Raw genomic sequence first — 18,044 nt, forward strand, 5'->3', positions numbered from 1 at the left:
AGTTTGAAAATGCTGATTTTCAATATAAAAAGTTAGCGAAATTACAAACAAAAGAAAAACCTTTGATTTCTATCATCGTGCCTATATACAATGTAGAAAAATACCTCAGAGAATGTTTAGATAGCATTGTCAATCAAACTTATACAAATTTAGAGATTATATTAGTCAATGATGGCTCTACTGATAACTGTGGTGCAATTTGTGATGAGTATGCGACTAAAGATAAAAGAATAAAAGTTATCCATAAAGAAAATGCGGGATTAGGTGCTGCATATAATACAGGTCTAGAAATAGCAAAAGGTGAGTATATTGGTTTTGTGGAATCAGATGATTGGATAGAATTAAATATGTATGAGGAACTTTATAATAAAGCTGAAGAATTAAACAGCGATTTAGTTAAATGTAAATTTTTTGATTATAACTCAACAAGAAAACCAAAAGATTTACCGTATCGACAAAAAAGAATTGATTTTGAACTTGAAAACTGCTGTCCAGATAATAAAACTTTTTCAATTTTAGAATATCCTAAACTATTGATATATCATTCTTCAATTTGGGCAACTCTATATCATAAAGACTTAATTTCTCGAATTCGTTTTAATGAGCTTAAAGGCGCAGCTTATCCGGATTTTTCTTTTATGATGCAAGCGTTATCAATAGCGAACAACATCTCAACCTTACGAAAAGCCTTATACCATTATAGACAAGAACCTGCCAATATGTCTTCAATGAAAAAAACTGATATTAGTTTATTAAAAATGATAGAGCAGTGTTCATACGCAAGAGAAAAACTAGTATCTTTAAATATATTTGATAAAATTCGTGAAGAATTTTACTCACATGCTATAGCATCTTTGCATGGTTTTTATTATAGAATTGAAGATGATTTAAAACCTTTATTTTTTCAAAAACTTGTAGATTTTTTTTGTAGCGATTCGCAAAAAATAACTTGTAAATATTTTCATCAACATGAAAAAGATTTCTTGCTTTGCATTTTAGACAAGGATTATTCTAGAACTTTAATACATAATGGTGCTGTTTGGAGAATAAAAAATCACTTGACATATAAATTAGGCTTTGAAGTAAAGCATTCCAAAACAAAATTACTACTCCCTTTTAAATTAATAAAAATAACCATTAAGCACTATTTTCAAAAATTTATATTTAATATTGTATGTGGTGCTAACCCTTATCTAAAGCTACCACCCATCTATGGTTATGCAGATTATTATAAAGCTTTGCAAATTCAAAAATCTGAAATTTATCAACTAGGAAAAAGAGTGATGAAAAATCCATTTATAATATTGTATGGGAGGGTGTAATGTTTCATATAGCTTTAGTTTGTAGCAATGAGCATTGTAAATTCGCTGCCGTTGCTATGTGCAATGTTATTGATCGTATAGATCCTAAGAAAAAATTCAAGGATATGTTTGATAATTCTAAAATAAACAAAGAATTGCAAGATTATAAAAAATTAGACTATAATTGCTTAAGCACAGAAGAACAAGAAGAGGGTTGTGTATTTCACATATTAACAGATGGAATTGATGATTCTAATTTGGCAAAATTAAATGAATTAGAAACAATATTAAATAAAAAATACCCTTGTAAACTCCAAATACATAAAATCGCTACAGATTTCCTCGAATCTAAAGGTGCGATTAGGTGGAAGGGTTCTTATGCCATATGGCTACGTATTTTCATAGTTTCTTTTATACCTAAAGATGTCAATTTGTGTCTATATATCGACTCTGATATGATAATTAATTGTGATTTGAGAGAATTATTTACTTTAGATCTTGGTGATAAAATTTTATCATCTTATCATGTTTTTACAAATGAAAATTGGTTTATAAAAAATAAACAAAATCCAAATGAACAACTAAAATTGTGTAGCGAACATTATAATTTAGCAGTTGTTTTATTTCATTGCAGAAATTGGGAAAAGCATAATATATATGAAAAATGTTTAAATATTATAAATTCATACTTAATGGAAGAAAATTTTCTTTGTGATGAATCTGTATTGCATGCTGTTTTGGATGCGAGTGAATTTTTAGCGCTTCCGCAAACTTATGATTTTTTTCTAGGCAGACTTTTTAAGCATCGATTTCTATTTCTTTTATTGCCATATTTAGACGAAGAATCTATCGACGTCAAACAAACAATAAATAAAAAAGACATTTCATTTTATCATCAAAATGCAAAAATTATTCATTTTTTACCTGTGCTCAAACCTTGGGAGTATAGCTTGCAGATTAATTATTTTAATGAAAGTGAATTGTGGCATAAATATTATAAAATATGGTGGAATTTGGCATATAAATGCCAGCCTTTTTTGGAAGATTTTAAAATTTTAGAAAGAAAACTGCTTTTTATTTTCTACACAAATGAACAATATTTAAAAAATCGCTTATTTTATAAATTAGGATATATTTGCATAAATCAAAAAAATATACTTTTGCCTTTTTCGCTGATATTTTCTTATATAAAACATAAAATTTGGAAAAGAAAATTTATAAATTACAACCAAATAACACAACAATTTCATAACAATCAAGAAAATTTAAAGATTGAAGAGAGTTTTTGCTATGAATTAGGGAAACTTTTAGCTAAAGCCGCCAAAAATTGGTATAAAGGTGGATTTTTAAAATTTTTGTTTATAGAACTTCCAAAATTAAAAAAAGATAAAGGCAAAAATTAATGAATGTACTTTCACATCGTGGCTATTGGAAAACTGAAAAAGAAAAAAATTCTATTGTAGCTTTTGAGAAAAGTTTTATTAATTCTTATGGTCTTGAGACGGATTTAAGAGATTGGAGAAAAGAGATAGTTATATCTCATGATATGGCTGATGAGAATTGTTTAAAATTAGAAGATTTTTTCAAATTTTATAAAAAATGGGATACAAATTTGCCCTTAGCCTTAAATATAAAGGCTGATGGTCTTCAAATTTTACTTAAGCAACTGATTCAAAAATATGAAATTACAAATTATTTTGTATTTGATATGTCAATTCCTGATGCTTTAAGCTATATTGATTTAAATTTTAATGTTTTTACTAGACAAAGCGAATATGAAAAAGAACCTAGTTTCTATGAAAAAGCTTGCGGTGTTTGGATGGATGAATTTTACTCACACTGGATACATAAAAATATTATAAAACAACATATCAATAACAATAAATTAGTTTGTATAGTTTCTCCAGAGCTCCATAAAAGAGACTATAAAAAAGAGTGGTCAGAATACAAACAAATAGAAAAAGAACTGCAAGTAAAAGACAAACTAATGATTTGTACCGATTATCCTGATGAAGCAAGGGAGTTTTTTAATGACTAAAATAAAAGCTGTCATTTTTGATATGGATGGAGTATTAATTGAAGCTAAGGATTGGCATTATGAGGCTTTAAATAAAGCTTTAAAACTTTTTGGTATGGAAATCACTAGATTTGAACACCTAACGACTTTTGATGGTTTGCCAACTAAGGATAAGCTAAAAATGCTTTCGCTAGATAGAAATTTGCCTGAATCCTTGCATGATTTTATAAATGAATTAAAACAACAATACACTATGGAAATGGTTTATAGCTTATGCAAACCTAGATTTCATCACCAATATGCTTTATCAAAGTTGAAAAATGAGGGCTATAAAATGGCAGTTTGTTCTAATTCTATACGCAATAGTATTGATTTAATGATGAAAAAATCGGCTCTTGAAAATTATTTAGATTTTTATATCTCCAATGAAGATGTTAAAAAAGGAAAACCTGATCCTGAAATGTATGTTAAAGCTATAAAAAGATTAAATTTAAAACCTAAAGAGTGCATGATAATAGAAGATAATGAAAACGGCATAAAAGCAGCTAGGGCAAGTGGAGCTAATGTTATGGTTGTTGGTGAAGTTGATGAGGTAAATTATGAAAATATCAAAAACTATATTTTAAAATTTGAAAAGGAATTAAAGTGTTAAATATAATGGTTCCTATTGCAGGTAAAAGTTATTTTTTTGACGATGCAAAAGATGGCTTTCCAAAGCCCTTTATTGAAATTTGTGGAAAAACTATGCTAGAACATTTTATCAAAAATTATGAAAATATTGAAAATAAGTGTTTTATTTTTATATTAAAAGAAGAGGATGTAAAGCGCTATCACTTAGATGATGCAATCAATGTTTTAACCAATAATCAAAGTAAAATTGTTATTCTTAAAAAAGAAACTAGTGGTATGGTTTGTTCTGCTTTAATGACCATTGATCAGATTGATTTAAATGAACCTCTACTCATCGTCAATATGGATCAGATTTTTGAGTATGATTTGAGTGAATTTATTTCTAAATTATCTTTAAATGATGCGGGTGTGTTAAGTTTTGAAAGCGTTCATCCAAGATGGGCTTATGTAAAATGCAATGAGGCAAATTTTGTTTTGGAAGCTTTTGAGAAAAGACCTGTGAGTAAGAATGCAATAGCAGGATTTTATTATTTTAATAAAGCCAAATATTTTATAAACTCGGCTTTTAGTATGATTAAAAAAGATGTTAATTATGATGGAAAATATTTTATTGCTCCAGTATTAAACGAATTAATTTTGGAAAATAAAAAGGTTATAAATATTTCAATTGATAAAAATCGTTATTTTACTTTTTATTCCCATACAAAAATCAATGAATACGAAAGGATTAAAAACGCTTAAGAAATTAACTAAAAATATATCATTAAGTGAAGCAGCAAATCTATTAAATGATGATTTTGTTTTAAAGGATTGATCGTGAAAAATTATAAACTCGATGAAATGATTCGTGGTTGGTTTGTAGGCAATTTTGAGCCTAGTATTTTTAAAACTAACGATGTAGAAGTTGGCGTAAAAGAGTACAAAAAAGGTGATGCTGAGGAAAAACATCATCATAAAATTGCAATAGAAATTACCGTCATTATTAGTGGTAAAGTAAAGATGAATGATATGGAGTATTCTAAAGGCGATATAGTGGTGATTTATCCAGGGGAAGCTACTGATTTTGAAGCTTTAGAAGACACGATAAGTGTTGTTGTGAAACTTCCAGGAGCTAATAATGATAAATATTTAGGAGAATGTCAATGAATATAGTTATTCCTATGGCTGGACTTGGAAGTCGCTTTGTAAAGGCTGGCTTTGATAAACCAAAACCTTTTATCGATGTTTTAGGCAAGCCTATGATAATTAGAGTGCTTGAAAATTTGAGATATAAAGGTGCAAAATATATTTTAATAGCAAGAAAAGAGCATTTAATTCAAGAAAAAAAGTTAATTGATGAAATCAAAAATAATTTTAATGCCGAATTTATAGGTATTGACAAACTCACAGAAGGAACAGCTTGTACTGTGCTTTATGCGAGAAAATATATCGACAATGATAAACCTTTAATGATAGCAAATTCTGATCAGATTGTTGATATAAATATGGCTGATTTTATCGATGATAGTTTGAATCGAGGTTTAGATGGTTCAATACTCACTTTCATTGATCAAGAAAAAAATCCAAAATGGTCATTTGTAAAATTAAAAGATGATTTGGTGGTAGAAGTTAAAGAAAAGGAGGTTATTGGCGAATTTGCTACTGTTGGAATTTATTTTTTTAACAAAGGAAAAATATTTGTTGAAAGTGCTATAGATATGATTATAGAAAACGATAGAATTAATAATGAATTCTATACTTGCCCTGTTTATAATTATGCTATAAAAAATGGCGCCAAAATAGGTATTTATAACATCGATTTTTCTCAAATGCATGGAATTGGAACTCCTGAAGATTTGGAAAAATATAAAAACATAATTTAGAAAGGATTGAAAATGAAAAAAGTGGTTATTTATGGTAGTGCTCAACTTGGAATTCAAATTGCTTGGCATGTATCTTTTGATAGCGAAATCATATGTTTTATTGATAGCGATCCAAGAAAGCATTCTTGCAATAATAATGGCTTAGGCTTAAAGATATACAATAGAGATTATCTTATTTATGGACCTGAAAAATTAAAAGAATTAGAATTTGATAAAGTATTTATTGGCACGGAAATACCAATTTATATTGATCAAATTATTGAGGTATTAAAGTCAATGAATATCAATGAAGATAAGATAGATTTATCTTTAACTTTTATTCCTTATTATGCAAGATTAAACTTTATTAAAACACTATCTGATAATTTTAAAACTAACAATATTCAAGGTGCAGTTGCAGAACTTGGAGTTTTTAGAGGTGACACTGCAAAGCATATCAACAAATTCTTCAAAGATAGTATTTTTTATCTTTTAGATACCTTTGAAGGGTTTGATGCAAGGGATTGTGAGAATGAAAAAAAACAAGGATTTTCAAAAGCAGATAGTAGTGATTTTAGCTTAACATCACTTGAACTTGTAAAAGCTAAAATGCCTCATCTTGAAAATTGTCGTTTTATCAAGGGGTATTTTCCAGAGAGTGCAGAGCAAATTCCAAGTGATGAGGAATTTTGTTTTGTAAATATAGATGTGGATTTATATCAGCCTATTTTAGCTGGACTTGAATATTTTTATCCTAGACTTGTAAGGGGTGGAATTATTCTCGTACATGATTATTTTCACCCTTATTACACAGGCACACAAAAGGCAGTAAATGAATTCGGTAAGAAATATAAGCTCAAATTCTATCCAATAGGTGATGCTTTTAGCGTGTTTTTTGTGAAAGAGTGAGATGCTTTAGCAAAGTTATAGCTCATTAAAATTCATCATTGCCAAATGCAAATTGTATTTGGCAATGATGAAAACGAGTTTTTCAGTTCAACTCTGCAAACACGCTCAAAGCCCTAGCAATTGTTTTATCCATATCATAGTATTTATAATCTGCTAGCCTACCTAGAAAATGGACATTTTTAAGCTCTTTGGTAAGCTTTTTATACTCTTCATAAAGCTTTTGGTTTTTTTCATCTGGTATAGGATAATATCTTTCATTTTTGCCCTCCTCATACGCACAAGGAAATTCATAGCTTAATATACTTTTGCTTGATTTTTCATCAAGATAGTATTTGTATTCTACAGCCCTTGTAAAATCATAATTTTCTGGGTAGTTTATCTGTGCGGTGGATTGGACATACTCTTTATCAAAACGTTCAAAAACTATGTCTAAACTTCTATAAGGAAGCCTGCCAAGTGTATAGTTAAAAAACTCATCAATAGCCCCTGTATAAATTACTCTGTCAAATTCTCCAAAGTCTTTATACTCATACTTTGAGTTAGCATTAAGCTTGCAGTCTTTAAAATCAAAATGAGTTTTAAGCTTAAGCTTGATATTTTGATGAGTAAGCATATTTTGCACCATTTGTGTGTAGCCAAGAAGCGGTATAGCTTGATAAGTATCTTGAAAATACCTATCATCAAGGCTCACATACACAGGTACTCTAGCACTGACTGAAAAGTCAAGCTCCTCAGGCTTTACGCCCCATTGCTTCATAGTATAGCCTAAAAATACTTTTTGATAGATATATTCAGCCAAAAATTGCAAGTCTTTATCATCAGTATTTTTAAGCTCTAAAATAGGCACTTTTTTGTTAAAACCAAAAGTTCTCACAAGCTTTTGCTCTAAATCATTTGCAAGATATTTTGGAAAAACTTTATGTAAGCTGTCAAGATTAAAAGGGATATTGACTTCCTTGCCATCTATAAAAGCTTTAACCCTATACATAAAATAATGCCATTTTGTAAATTTACTAAGATACTCCCACACCTCTTTAATGCTTGTATGAAAAACATGTGGTCCATATTTATGCACGCTGATTTGCGTTTTTTTATCTTCATAATCATACACATTGCCAGCTATATGCTCTCTTTTATCGATGATTAAAACTTCTTCATCTTTTACACTTGCTAATCTTTCAGCTAAAACTGTACCGCTTAAGCCACAGCCTATGATTAAAGTTCTTTTCTGCATTAATACTTCCTATTGTTTTCCCAGTTCCAAGCACTTTGAATGATATTTTGAATATCACTTTGCAAAGCTTGCCAGCCTAAAATTTCTTTAGCCTTTTTATTGTCAGCAAAAAGCCTAGCTGGATCGCCAGCTCTTCTTGGAGCATAAAGCACTGGACATTTTTTGCCACTTATTTTTTCAGCTACTTCAATGATTTCTTTTACACTTGTGCCTATGCCAGTGCCTAGGTTGATACAGCCACTAAATTGGCTTAAGTTTTCAAGAGCTAAGCGATGTGCTAAAGCAAGATCATCTACATGGATATAATCTCTTATGCAAGTGCCATCTTTGGTATCATAATCACTGCCAAAAACGCTGATATGTTCCCTCTCGCCTTTTATAGCTTGCAAGACTAAAGGGATAAGATGAGTTTCTGGATCATGGCTTTCTCCTAAAAGAGCATCTTTATTTGCGCCTGCAGCATTAAAATACCTAAGGCTGATATGCTTAAGATTGTAAGCGAGTTCATAGTCTTTGAAAATTTGCTCTATCATCAGCTTAGAGCGTCCATAAGCATTGATAGGATTTTGAGGATGTTTTTCATCTATAGGCGTATAAACTGGCTCTCCATAAGTCGCACAAGTGCTTGAAAAAACGATATTTTTTACATTAAATTCAAGCATGGTATTAAGCAGATTTATCGTGCCTATGAGATTATTTTGATAGTATTTTGCTGGATTTTGAACGCTTTCTCCTACATAAGCAAAGGCTGCAAAATGCACTACAGCATCTATCTTATAGGTTTTAAACAAATTTTTAAGTGAAAACACATCAAGCAAATCAGCATGCACAAAGCTTGCCCTTTTATCCACGGCTTCTTTGTGTCCATAGATGAGATTGTCAGCTACTATACATTCATAGCCATTGTCAAGTAGGTGTTTTAAGGTAAAAGAGCCTATATAGCCAGCTCCTCCAAAAACTAAAATTCTTTTCATCTACCTACGCCTTGGTAAGTAAAACCTAGCTCAAGAACTTGTTCTTTGTTGAGCAAATTCCTGCAATCGATGATATTATTATGTCTCATCAAAGCTTTTGCCTTTTGCAAATCAAGATTTTTAAATTCGCTCCATTCTGTTAAGATAACCAAAACATCAGCGTTTTCTAGAGCTTCATACATATCATTTGCATAATGAATTTTTTCTCCTATGATTTGCTTTGCAAGCTCCCTTGCTTTTGGATCATAAGCACTGATAGACAAATCTTTTTCTAAAAGTTTTAAAACTATTTCAACAGCTGGACTTTCTCTACAATCATCAGTGCCATCTTTAAAAGCAAGTCCTAACACAGCAATTTTTGGCTTTTGAATGCCCTTAAGTGCGTTTAAAATCCTTTCACTCATTTGCTCTTTTCGTGCTTCATTACCCTCTATAGCTGCATTTACAAGGCTAAGAGCTACACCTTTTTGTTTTGCCATATATGCCATAGCTTGAGTATCTTTTGGAAAGCAACTACCCCCATAACCTGGACCTGGATTTAAAAAACGTTTGCCTATACGTTCATCAAGACCCATTCCACGTGCGACTTCTAGTATGTCTGCCCCTGTTTTTTCACAAAAATTTGCCATTTCATTAATAAAATGAATTTTAATCGCAAGAAAAGAATTTGAAGCGTATTTGATAGTCTCAGCTGAATAACGACTGACAAAAACTAAGTTAGATTTATCTTTAAAAGGCTTGTAAAGCTCTTCTATCAAAGTTTTTGCACGAGTTGAGTTTGTGCCAACTATGATGCGATCTGGATTGAAAAAATCACGCACCGCAAAGCCTTCACGCAAAAACTCCGGCAAAGAAAGCACATCAAATTCAGCCTTTGTATTTGTTTCTTTGATAATCTTTTCTATCTCATCTCCTGTGCCTACTGGAACGGTTGATTTGGTTGCTATAACTGTATAGCCATCAAGATACTCAGCTAGTTCCTTTGCAGCAGCATAAATATACTGCAAGTCCGCTTCTTTTGTTACTGGATGAGGTGGAGTGCCTACTGCTATGATGATGAGTTCAGCCTTACTTACTGCTTCTTTCATAGAAGTGCTAAATTGAAGCCTGCCAGCTTTGACATTTTTATGAAAAAGCTCTTCAAGTCCATCCTCATAAAGCGTGATCTTACCTTCGTTTAAAGCTTTAATCTTGCTTTCTATCTTATCAACACAAATAACTTCATTGCCAAGTTCAGCAAAACCAACTCCGCTTGGAAGTCCTACATAGCCTGTGCCTATGATTGCTATTTTCATCTTTTTTATCCTCTAAATTCGTGAATATTTTCTTTAAAAAAGGCTATGGTTTTATCAAGCCCTTCATCTAGCTCAATTTTTGGCTCCCAATTGAATTTTTCTTTTGCAAGACTGATGTCTGGGCGTCTTTGGGTTGGATCATCAGCTGGTAAATCTTTGTAGATGATTTTTGATTTAGAGCCTGTTTTTTGTATGATTTTTTGAGCAAGTTCTTTGATGGTAAATTCGCCCGGATTGCCTGTATTGATAGGTCCTGTGAAGTTTTTGTCTGAGTTCATTACTTTAATGATAATATCGATTAAATCATCAACATAACAAAAAGAACGAGTCTGCGAGCCATCGCCATATATAGTAATATCCTTACCACTTAGAGCCTGACAGATGAAGTTGCTTACCACGCGTCCATCATTTGCGTCCATATTTAGCCCATAAGTGTTAAAAATGCGTATGACTTTAATATCCACGCCCTCGTGTCTGTGATAGTCAAAAAACAAGCTCTCAGCACAACGTTTGCCCTCATCATAGCAGGCTCTAATGCCTATGGGATTGACATTACCTCTATAGTCTTCTTTTTGAGGATGCATTAAAGGATCGCCATACACCTCAGAAGTTGAAGCCTGTAAGATAGTAGCCTTATGCTTTTTGGCAAGCTCAAGCATATTTATCGCCCCATAAACGCTAGTCATAGTGGTTTTAATGGCGTGTTTTCCTTGATAGGCTGGAGGAGAAGCTGGACAAGCAAAATTATAAATTTGATCGATTTTTTTATCTATGTTAAGAGGCTGGCAGATATCATGCTCTATAAATTCAAAACGAGGCTTATCAAGCAAGGACTTGACATTGCTCATCTTGCCTGTGTAATTATTATCCACACAAATGATATGATTACCCTCGTCAAATAAACGAGTGCATAAATTTGAACCCAAAAACCCTGTTCCACCTGTGATGAGTATGATTTTCATTGCTTATCCTTGTTTTGTTTTTCCTTAATTCAAAAAGGAATGATTTTAGCAAATTTTTGCTTTATTTTGCATAAAAAAAATATTCATAATAGTAATACTATTTTGCTACTTAAGTTATTATTTTTATAACTATGAGGAATATACTTGTATCTATATCCTTATTTTAAGAGACTTGTAATATATTCTTACTCGCAAGATATAATGAATATTTATGCATAAAACCATGGTTAATTCTAGGTAAAAATTATTACTAATCGTAATATTTTTATTTCTTTATTTTGACAAAAGTTATAATTTTTCTCTTATACCTTGCAAGTCTTTTTCTTAAAATAAAATTAAAACTTAGCCAAGTTTTCACAAAATGCTCAGGATCATTCATAAGTGCTTTTAGAATTTGAAGCTCTGCTTGATTAAAAAAAGCCTCATTTATGTGCTTGTCAGCATATTTTTTTTGAAATTCCTTAGCAAAATATAGAGCAAATTCTTTTTTAAATCGATTTGCCAGACGTTTGAAATTCCACCAATATACCTTAAACTGCACATAAGTTAAAGCTTCTTGCAAGCGTATTTTTTGCTCTGGATATTGTTTTAAAAAGCTTTGTGCAAAATCAAACTCATCACACACACAATAAATTTTTTCTTTATTGAGGCTTGAAGAATTGGCATTATCAAGGCGGTAAAAATACAAAGCCTCATTATGAAAATACAAAGTCTTTGCAAAACTTAAAAAGAGTATCCAAAGTCCAGTATCTTGATAAGAAGCGCCTAAACTTTCATTGGCTTTAATTTTAAATTGCTTTACAAAATCAAGCCTATATAAGGAGCTTTGATTCATATTCCAGCTCTTAAGCAAGGGATTTAAATCCTCTTGCAAAAACAAAATTTTTCCATAAAGTGCTTGCTCATAGGCTATGCTTTTGTAGTTAAAATGCGTTTTGAAAAAAACCTTTTTAAAAGCACAAATATCAGCTTTAACAATATCGCAGTTTTTTTCTTCTATGAGCTTATGCAGCACTTCACACATCTTAAGATGGGCATAATCATCACTTTCTACTATACAAAAATATTTTCCTTTTGCTTTTGCTAAGCCGAGATTAATCTGTGCTCCAAGACTTTTTTTCTTACTTTTAATGATAATAATGCGAGCATCTTTTGTAGCAAATTCCTCCAAAATCTCTGCTGTGCCATCATTTGAATAAGCATCAATACAAAGAATTTCTAAGTTCTTAAAGCTTTGATTAATCACACTTTCTAAACACTGACGAATATACAAAATGCTATTATAAATAGGAATGATTACTGAAATTTCAGGAGTTTGCATAAAGTTTAGCCTTTAATTGTGTTGGCGCCTGGTTAAATTACGGCTGCAAATTAAACATAAAAAACGCATTTTAATTTCAAATTAACAAATAAAAAATTAAAACAAAAAAGAGCTAAAATTTTGTTTAATCTTTGAATTTATTTTATATTCATTTCAATTTTAAAAAAATACACAAAAAGTCAATAAAATAGCCACTGAACAACTTCCATTATCATTTACAAGCCATTTTGTAGTTTGAAAATGCTGATTTTCAATACAAAAGGGAAAATTTAGACAAAAGCACTAAAAATACACAAAAACAGAACAATTTATCACATGACTCAAAAAATATTCAAAACACAATTCATATATTTTTTACCATAAACAATAGTTATTGTGGATATCTAAGCACTTGTATTGCTTCTATACTTGATAATGTGGATCCAAAATATATTCTACATTTTTATATCATAGATGGAGGTATATCCCAAGAAAACAAACAAATAATACAGAATCTACAAATCGACGAAAAATATATCATAGAATTTATTACCATCGATACAGAATTATTTCAAAAATTTCCACAAAGCTCACAAGAACATATTAGCATAGAAACAAATTATAGATTTTTAGTCTCTTCTTTAAAATCCCATTTAGATAAATGTATCTTTTTGGATGCTGATTTAATTTTTTTAGGCGATATTTCAAAATTATGGCAAATTGATATAAAAGATTATTATATAGCAGCAGTCAGCGACCAAACCCCTTTATTAAAAGATAATCATTGGATTTTGAGCTGGATTTCAAAATTACCCCTACCTTCCAATTATGCTTATATAAATACTGGAGTTACTTTAATTAATCTTAAAAAATGGAGAGAAGATAAAGTGGAAGCACTTTTCTTTCAAAACATTGAAAAATATCATAAAATTCTAGCATTTCCAGATCAAGATATTTTAAATATAACTTTATACAAGCATGTAAAATATCTATCTCATATATACAATGCTATGCCTATTCAGACGTATGCCAATAAAAAGCAAGAAAAGGAAGCTTTCTCAAATCCTCAAATTATTCATTGGGCTGGATATAAAAAACCTTGGCTTTATATAGATGCCCCTTATGCTGACAAATTTTGGTACTATGCCAAAAAAACCCCTTTTTATGATAAAATGATAAACTCGCGAACAATATACGGAGCAAGTCAAAGAATAAAAAGCCAACTTTCATATAAGCTAGGTTCACACTTGCTTGAAGCAAAAAGTCCACTTAAAGCTTTGTTTTTGCCTATAACTTTGTCTTATATTACTATAAAACACAAAATTCGAAATTTTATATTTGCACAAGTAGGCAATGCGAATCCGGATTTAAAACTACCAAAATTAAATACTTATGCTGATTATCACGAAGCCTTAGAAATACAAGAACACCTATCTTATAAATTGGGCAATGCTTTAATTAATCACCCTTTTAGTTTTATTTTTAGGGTAAGAAAAATTTATAAAACTTGGAAAAGGAAAAAACAATGATGAAGCCACTTATATCTATCATCGTGCCTATATATAATGTAGAAAAATATCTTAGAGAATGTTTAGATAGCATTGTCAATCAAACTTATACAAATTTAGAAATCATCTTAGTCAATGATGGCTCTACTGATAGTTGTGGAGCTATTTGTGATGAGTATGCTTTAAAAGATAAAAGAATAAAAGTTATACATAAAGAAAATGCTGGTTTAGGAGCAGCTTATAATACCGGTTTAGATTTAGCTAGCGGAGATTATATAGGCTTTGTAGAAAGTGATGATTTTATAGAGCTTAATATGTATGAGCAGTTGTGCGAGAGAGCTGTAAAATCAGGGGTAGATATAGTTTTGGGTGGATTTTTCTTTACAGCAGAAAAAAGCAACCGACCTTATCAAGCACTTATACATACCATCCCAAGCGATGTTATCTTTTCAATAGAAGATTATCCGCAACTTCTTACTCTACATACCTCTTTATGGTCAAAACTTTATAAGAGAGCAGTTTTTAAAAATATCAGAGTTCCGGAATTTAAAAATTCAGGATATTACTGTGATTTTCCATATTGGGTGGAACTCGTTTGCACCGCAAAAACAATGACAAGAATCAACTCTTATCTATACCACTATAGAACCGATAATCCAAATGCATCATCAACTAATTTAAGAAGCGACTCAAAGCTTTTAACCATAATCCCTTCTATAGAAAAAGCAAAACAAACTATCAAACAATATAAAAAATATAAACTTTTAAAAGAAGCAGTATATTTTAACTCCATTGTAACTTCTTTTAGGTTTTTTGCAAATATTGACCCTAAATATAAGCAAGAGTTTTTTAAAGGTATGAAGAATTTTCTTGAAGATTTACGCAATGATAAAGATATGGAATTTGTTTATTTCATCCAAAATGGATGGCTTGGTCAATATCAATTTGATTTTGTTAAAGCAGTTTTAGATGATGACTATAAAAGGGCTTTAGAACTTGCATTTATAGCGTTTACCAATGCAAGTTCTAGAATTCAAAATCAACTATCCTATAGGATAGGATATATGTTGGTTCATCAAATAAAAACCTTTAAAGATGTATTAAAAAGTCCCTATTTGCTTTATAAAAACTTTAGAGAATTTAAAAAATATAAAAAGCGACAGGGTGCAGCAAAATTGCCAAATTTAAGCCAATATCCTGATTATGATAAAGCTTTAAAAATAAAAAATCATTTAAGCTATAAAATAGGACAAGCTGTAGTTAAATACATGAAAATGTGGTATTTTGCAGCTCCTTTATTTTTACCTTTTAAAATTGCATCAATTTACAAAAATCATAAAAAATCAAAATCTTTAGACGCAAATGATATTAATAAACAAATCATAAACCAATTAAATCGCATTGAAAATGAGGTGCTAAATTTAAAAACAAATATTCAAGCAGCAATAGTTCATCAAAAAAGCTTTACTAGTCTTCAAGGCTACTTTCAAGGTAAAAAAGTAGCTATAATTGGCACTGGTCCTAGTGCATCTTTGTATGATAAGCCCATGGAAAATACTATTCACATAGGGTTAAACCGCGCTTTCTTACTCCCTAATGTAAAATTAGATTTTTTATTTATAAATGATGCGATGTATCCAGATTCTGATGCCTTATTAAGACGCTTTATCATTAACAATCCAGATTGCAAAGTTTTCTTAGGACTACTTCCAGATCGTTTTTTACAATCCCAAATTCATTTTAGACATAGTCCAAATATCTTTTCATATCATAATGTATCTGCTTATATTATGGAGCATATTGGACATAATGTTTGGGCTTATAATTTAGCTTATGAGCCTATAGCAGATTATGGCAATGTGGCTTTTTCAGCCTTGCAATTTTGCTGTTATGTGGATTTTCATCAAATATTTTTGGTTGGCATAGATTGTTCTCAAGGCCATTTTTACAATAGATCCGATGGCTTTATCTTAGAACACAATATACAAACTTGGAAAAAAGTTAGAAATATTATCTCTAAATTTTATCCACACACACAAATCATATCAATTAATCCTGTAGGATTGAAAGGTTTGTTTAAAGATATTTATACAACAAAACTTAAGAAGGAAAACAATGAAAACTAAAATAGCTGTTTTATTAGCAAGTGATCAAAATTACGATTATATGCTTGCAAATGCGATTATAGGACTTAAAAGATATAATTATGACTTAATAACTAATATTATAATTATGCACGATAGTATAGACTTGCAAACTCGAGAAAAAATTAGTTCTATATGGAGTGAAAAAATCATTTTTAAAAATTATGATTATGCAGAATTTTTAAAAGATATAGGCGAGGAAAATTTATATCTAATCGAAAACTTACCCAATCGTAGAAGTCATTTACTCTATGCCAAATATTATATGTTTGATTTAATTAAGGAGTATGATTATGTTATATGGTTAGATTCAGACACGATCGTCAACAAATCCCTTGAAACACTTATTCTAAATACAAAAGAACTAGCTGGAGCTTTTTGGCATGTTCAAAGAATTACTGAATATTTTTGCCATTATGAAAAAAAGGAAAAACTAGATAAACAATGCTTTATGCTAGGAGGGGGTGTCATTGTTGTAAATAAATCCATACTTTTGAAAACAAAAGCAAATGACTTGCTAAAAGAGTCTTTTTGCCATTTGATTTTATACCTTCAAATGCGTTGGCAGAAAAAAATTGACTTGAAAACTTGGGATAGTTTTCCTGGAACAGATGAAATGATAACCGGAATATTAGCTTATAAATATGATTTAATTTGCCAAGATATCACAGGACTTGCAAATACACTTCCAGGTAAAAGCGAAAACAGCTGTGTAACTCACTTTGTAATTAATTACAAGGCTAAAAACCCCATATTTTTAGCCTCTTATCAAGAATGGCTGGTTAATTATAAAATCTGGATACATTTATACAAAGGAGAAGATAAACTTCAACCAGATATTAAAACAAATATACCACTATACTCGAGTTCAAAATTTTATGTTTTTTTGTATAATTTAGAATGCTTTTCTCATATTTATACACACTTATCGTTTTTGTTTTCAAATGAGCTTAAAAGTTTTGGCCTATATATCAAGTCAATCCATTCTTTGCCTTTTGTAGATATTCATTCATATTGTTTTAAAGATAAGGTGTTTTTTAGATTAATACTACCCGGTTGTGTGAGAGAATTGCTCTATATGCAACTAGTTTTTAAGGATGAGGACCTATTTCAAAGCCTCTCTAATAAAATTATGCAAGAAATTAAAGATAGTTTTATTTTAAACAAAAATGAAATTCTACTTAAAAGAGTAGCGCAACTACGACGTCCAGCACATTCCTTGGATGGATATACAATGGATTTTTCTTCTATTACAAAAGAATTTGGATTTAATATATTCGTAAATGCCGATCTTAGAGCAAAAGAAATTTGTTTGCAGATTAAAAACTTCTTAGAAACAAGTCTTAAAAAATTAAATTTTCAAACATATGAAAATATTTTAGAATCAAAAATACAAAATTTTAAACAAGAAGAAAAATCTTTGAAATTTAAAAAACAAGAATTAAAGATTTCTAACCTCGAACAAGAGCTCATTTCCAAAAGACTGCAAAATCAACTTTTAGCTAAGAAAATGGGTAAAAAGCTTGAATTTTTTACACCTCAAATAAATTTCATACAATACGAAAGTGCGACAACTAGAATTCATAATCATCTAGCTTATAAATTGGGCTCAGCATTAGTTATTTGCTCACAATCTTTCTTTAGTTATATGCAAATACCATTCGTGTTAAGTTACATCAAAGCACAACATATATTTGCAACTCAAGCTTATCAAAAAACTATAGAGGCTAACAAAAAATTTAAACTTCCTCCTTTAGAAACCTATCCAGACTATAAAGAAGCCTTAAAGCTTAAAGAACAGCTTCCATACAAACTAGGTGAAGCTTTTATCAAAGCTTATAATAATCGCTGGGGGGGGGGGATTGTCAAATTCTTTTTTATCGATATGCCTAAGATAAAAAAAGAATTTAAAGATGAGTGAAAAATAAA

16 protein-coding genes are annotated in these 18,044 nt (G+C 30.3%); 11 read left to right on the forward strand and 5 right to left on the reverse strand.

Annotated features, from left to right (window positions below; all coding sequences use genetic code 11):
* From CQA38_RS08530 to CQA38_RS08565, 8 genes are all read left to right on the forward strand, one after another.
* The coding region (locus CQA38_RS08530; RefSeq protein WP_212741825.1) for a glycosyltransferase at positions 1-1,322 on the forward strand (1,322 nt) is incomplete at its 5' end.
* On the forward strand, positions 1,322-2,704 hold the full coding sequence (locus tag CQA38_RS08535; protein WP_137633584.1) for a glycosyltransferase: 1,383 nt from the start codon (positions 1,322-1,324) through the stop codon (positions 2,702-2,704). The genes CQA38_RS08530 and CQA38_RS08535, both read left to right, overlap by 1 nt.
* Entirely contained in the window at positions 2,704-3,339 is a 636-nt protein-coding gene (locus CQA38_RS08540) for a hypothetical protein (RefSeq protein ID WP_137633585.1), read from the forward strand. The genes CQA38_RS08535 and CQA38_RS08540 overlap by 1 nt, the downstream gene beginning before the upstream one ends.
* Positions 3,332-3,970 carry an HAD family phosphatase gene (locus CQA38_RS08545; protein WP_137633586.1) on the forward strand — a complete coding sequence of 213 codons (639 nt, stop codon included), beginning with the start codon at positions 3,332-3,334 and terminating at the stop codon, positions 3,968-3,970. Before CQA38_RS08540 ends, CQA38_RS08545 begins: the two co-directional genes overlap by 8 nt.
* Complete coding sequence (locus CQA38_RS08550; RefSeq protein ID WP_137633587.1) at positions 3,964-4,689, forward strand: glycosyltransferase family 2 protein; 726 nt, start codon at positions 3,964-3,966, stop codon at positions 4,687-4,689. Before CQA38_RS08545 ends, CQA38_RS08550 begins: the two co-directional genes overlap by 7 nt.
* A gap of 75 nt (positions 4,690-4,764) precedes the next feature.
* Complete coding sequence (locus CQA38_RS08555; protein WP_137633588.1) at positions 4,765-5,094, forward strand: hypothetical protein; 330 nt, start codon at positions 4,765-4,767, stop codon at positions 5,092-5,094.
* Positions 5,091-5,810, forward strand: coding sequence for a glycosyltransferase family 2 protein (locus tag CQA38_RS08560; RefSeq protein ID WP_137633589.1), 720 nt, complete (start codon positions 5,091-5,093; stop codon positions 5,808-5,810). Before CQA38_RS08555 ends, CQA38_RS08560 begins: the two co-directional genes overlap by 4 nt.
* Before the next feature lie 12 nt (positions 5,811-5,822).
* A complete protein-coding gene (locus CQA38_RS08565; protein WP_137633590.1) occupies positions 5,823-6,698 on the forward strand; it encodes a TylF/MycF/NovP-related O-methyltransferase in 876 nt (291 codons plus the stop codon).
* 82 nt (positions 6,699-6,780) lie between these two features.
* Here the strand turns inward: CQA38_RS08565 and glf are convergent, their stop codons facing one another.
* From glf to CQA38_RS08590, 5 genes are all read right to left on the reverse strand, one after another.
* Positions 6,781-7,932 (reverse strand): UDP-galactopyranose mutase, encoded by a 1,152-nt coding sequence (glf, locus tag CQA38_RS08570; protein ID WP_137633591.1) that lies wholly within the window; start codon positions 7,930-7,932, stop codon positions 6,781-6,783.
* Positions 7,932-8,906, reverse strand: coding sequence for a UDP-glucose 4-epimerase GalE (gene galE, locus CQA38_RS08575; protein WP_137633592.1), 975 nt, complete (start codon positions 8,904-8,906; stop codon positions 7,932-7,934). Before galE ends, glf begins: the two co-directional genes overlap by 1 nt.
* Positions 8,903-10,201: a UDP-glucose/GDP-mannose dehydrogenase family protein gene (locus CQA38_RS08580; protein WP_137633593.1), complete on the reverse strand. Its 1,299-nt coding sequence runs from the start codon at positions 10,199-10,201 to the stop codon at positions 8,903-8,905. Before CQA38_RS08580 ends, galE begins: the two co-directional genes overlap by 4 nt.
* Before the next feature lie 5 nt (positions 10,202-10,206).
* Positions 10,207-11,163, reverse strand: coding sequence for a UDP-glucuronic acid decarboxylase family protein (locus CQA38_RS08585; protein ID WP_137633594.1), 957 nt, complete (start codon positions 11,161-11,163; stop codon positions 10,207-10,209).
* Between the two features lie 265 nt (positions 11,164-11,428).
* A complete protein-coding gene (locus CQA38_RS08590; RefSeq protein ID WP_137633595.1) occupies positions 11,429-12,484 on the reverse strand; it encodes a glycosyltransferase family 2 protein in 1,056 nt (351 codons plus the stop codon).
* Positions 12,485-12,831: 347 nt separating this feature from the next.
* Here CQA38_RS08590 and CQA38_RS08595 point away from each other — a divergent pair, with 347 nt between their 5' ends.
* Genes CQA38_RS08595 through CQA38_RS08605 form a run of 3 tightly spaced genes read left to right on the forward strand, consistent with a single transcriptional unit; the run spans position 12,832 to position 18,036 of the window.
* A complete protein-coding gene (locus CQA38_RS08595; RefSeq protein WP_283202099.1) occupies positions 12,832-13,992 on the forward strand; it encodes a glycosyltransferase family 8 protein in 1,161 nt (386 codons plus the stop codon).
* Positions 13,989-16,097, forward strand: a complete 2,109-nt coding sequence (locus CQA38_RS08600) for a glycosyltransferase (RefSeq protein WP_212741826.1) — start codon at positions 13,989-13,991, stop codon at positions 16,095-16,097. Before CQA38_RS08595 ends, CQA38_RS08600 begins: the two co-directional genes overlap by 4 nt.
* The gene (locus CQA38_RS08605) at positions 16,087-18,036 is read left to right on the forward strand and encodes a glycosyltransferase (RefSeq protein ID WP_137633597.1); all 1,950 of its coding nucleotides are present in this window, start codon (positions 16,087-16,089) and stop codon (positions 18,034-18,036) included. The genes CQA38_RS08600 and CQA38_RS08605 overlap by 11 nt, the downstream gene beginning before the upstream one ends.
* Positions 18,037-18,044 lie beyond the last annotated feature (8 nt).

The sequence above is a fragment of the Campylobacter sp. MIT 12-5580 genome, assembly GCF_005406235.1.
Classification (GTDB): Bacteria; Campylobacterota; Campylobacteria; order Campylobacterales; family Campylobacteraceae; genus Campylobacter_D.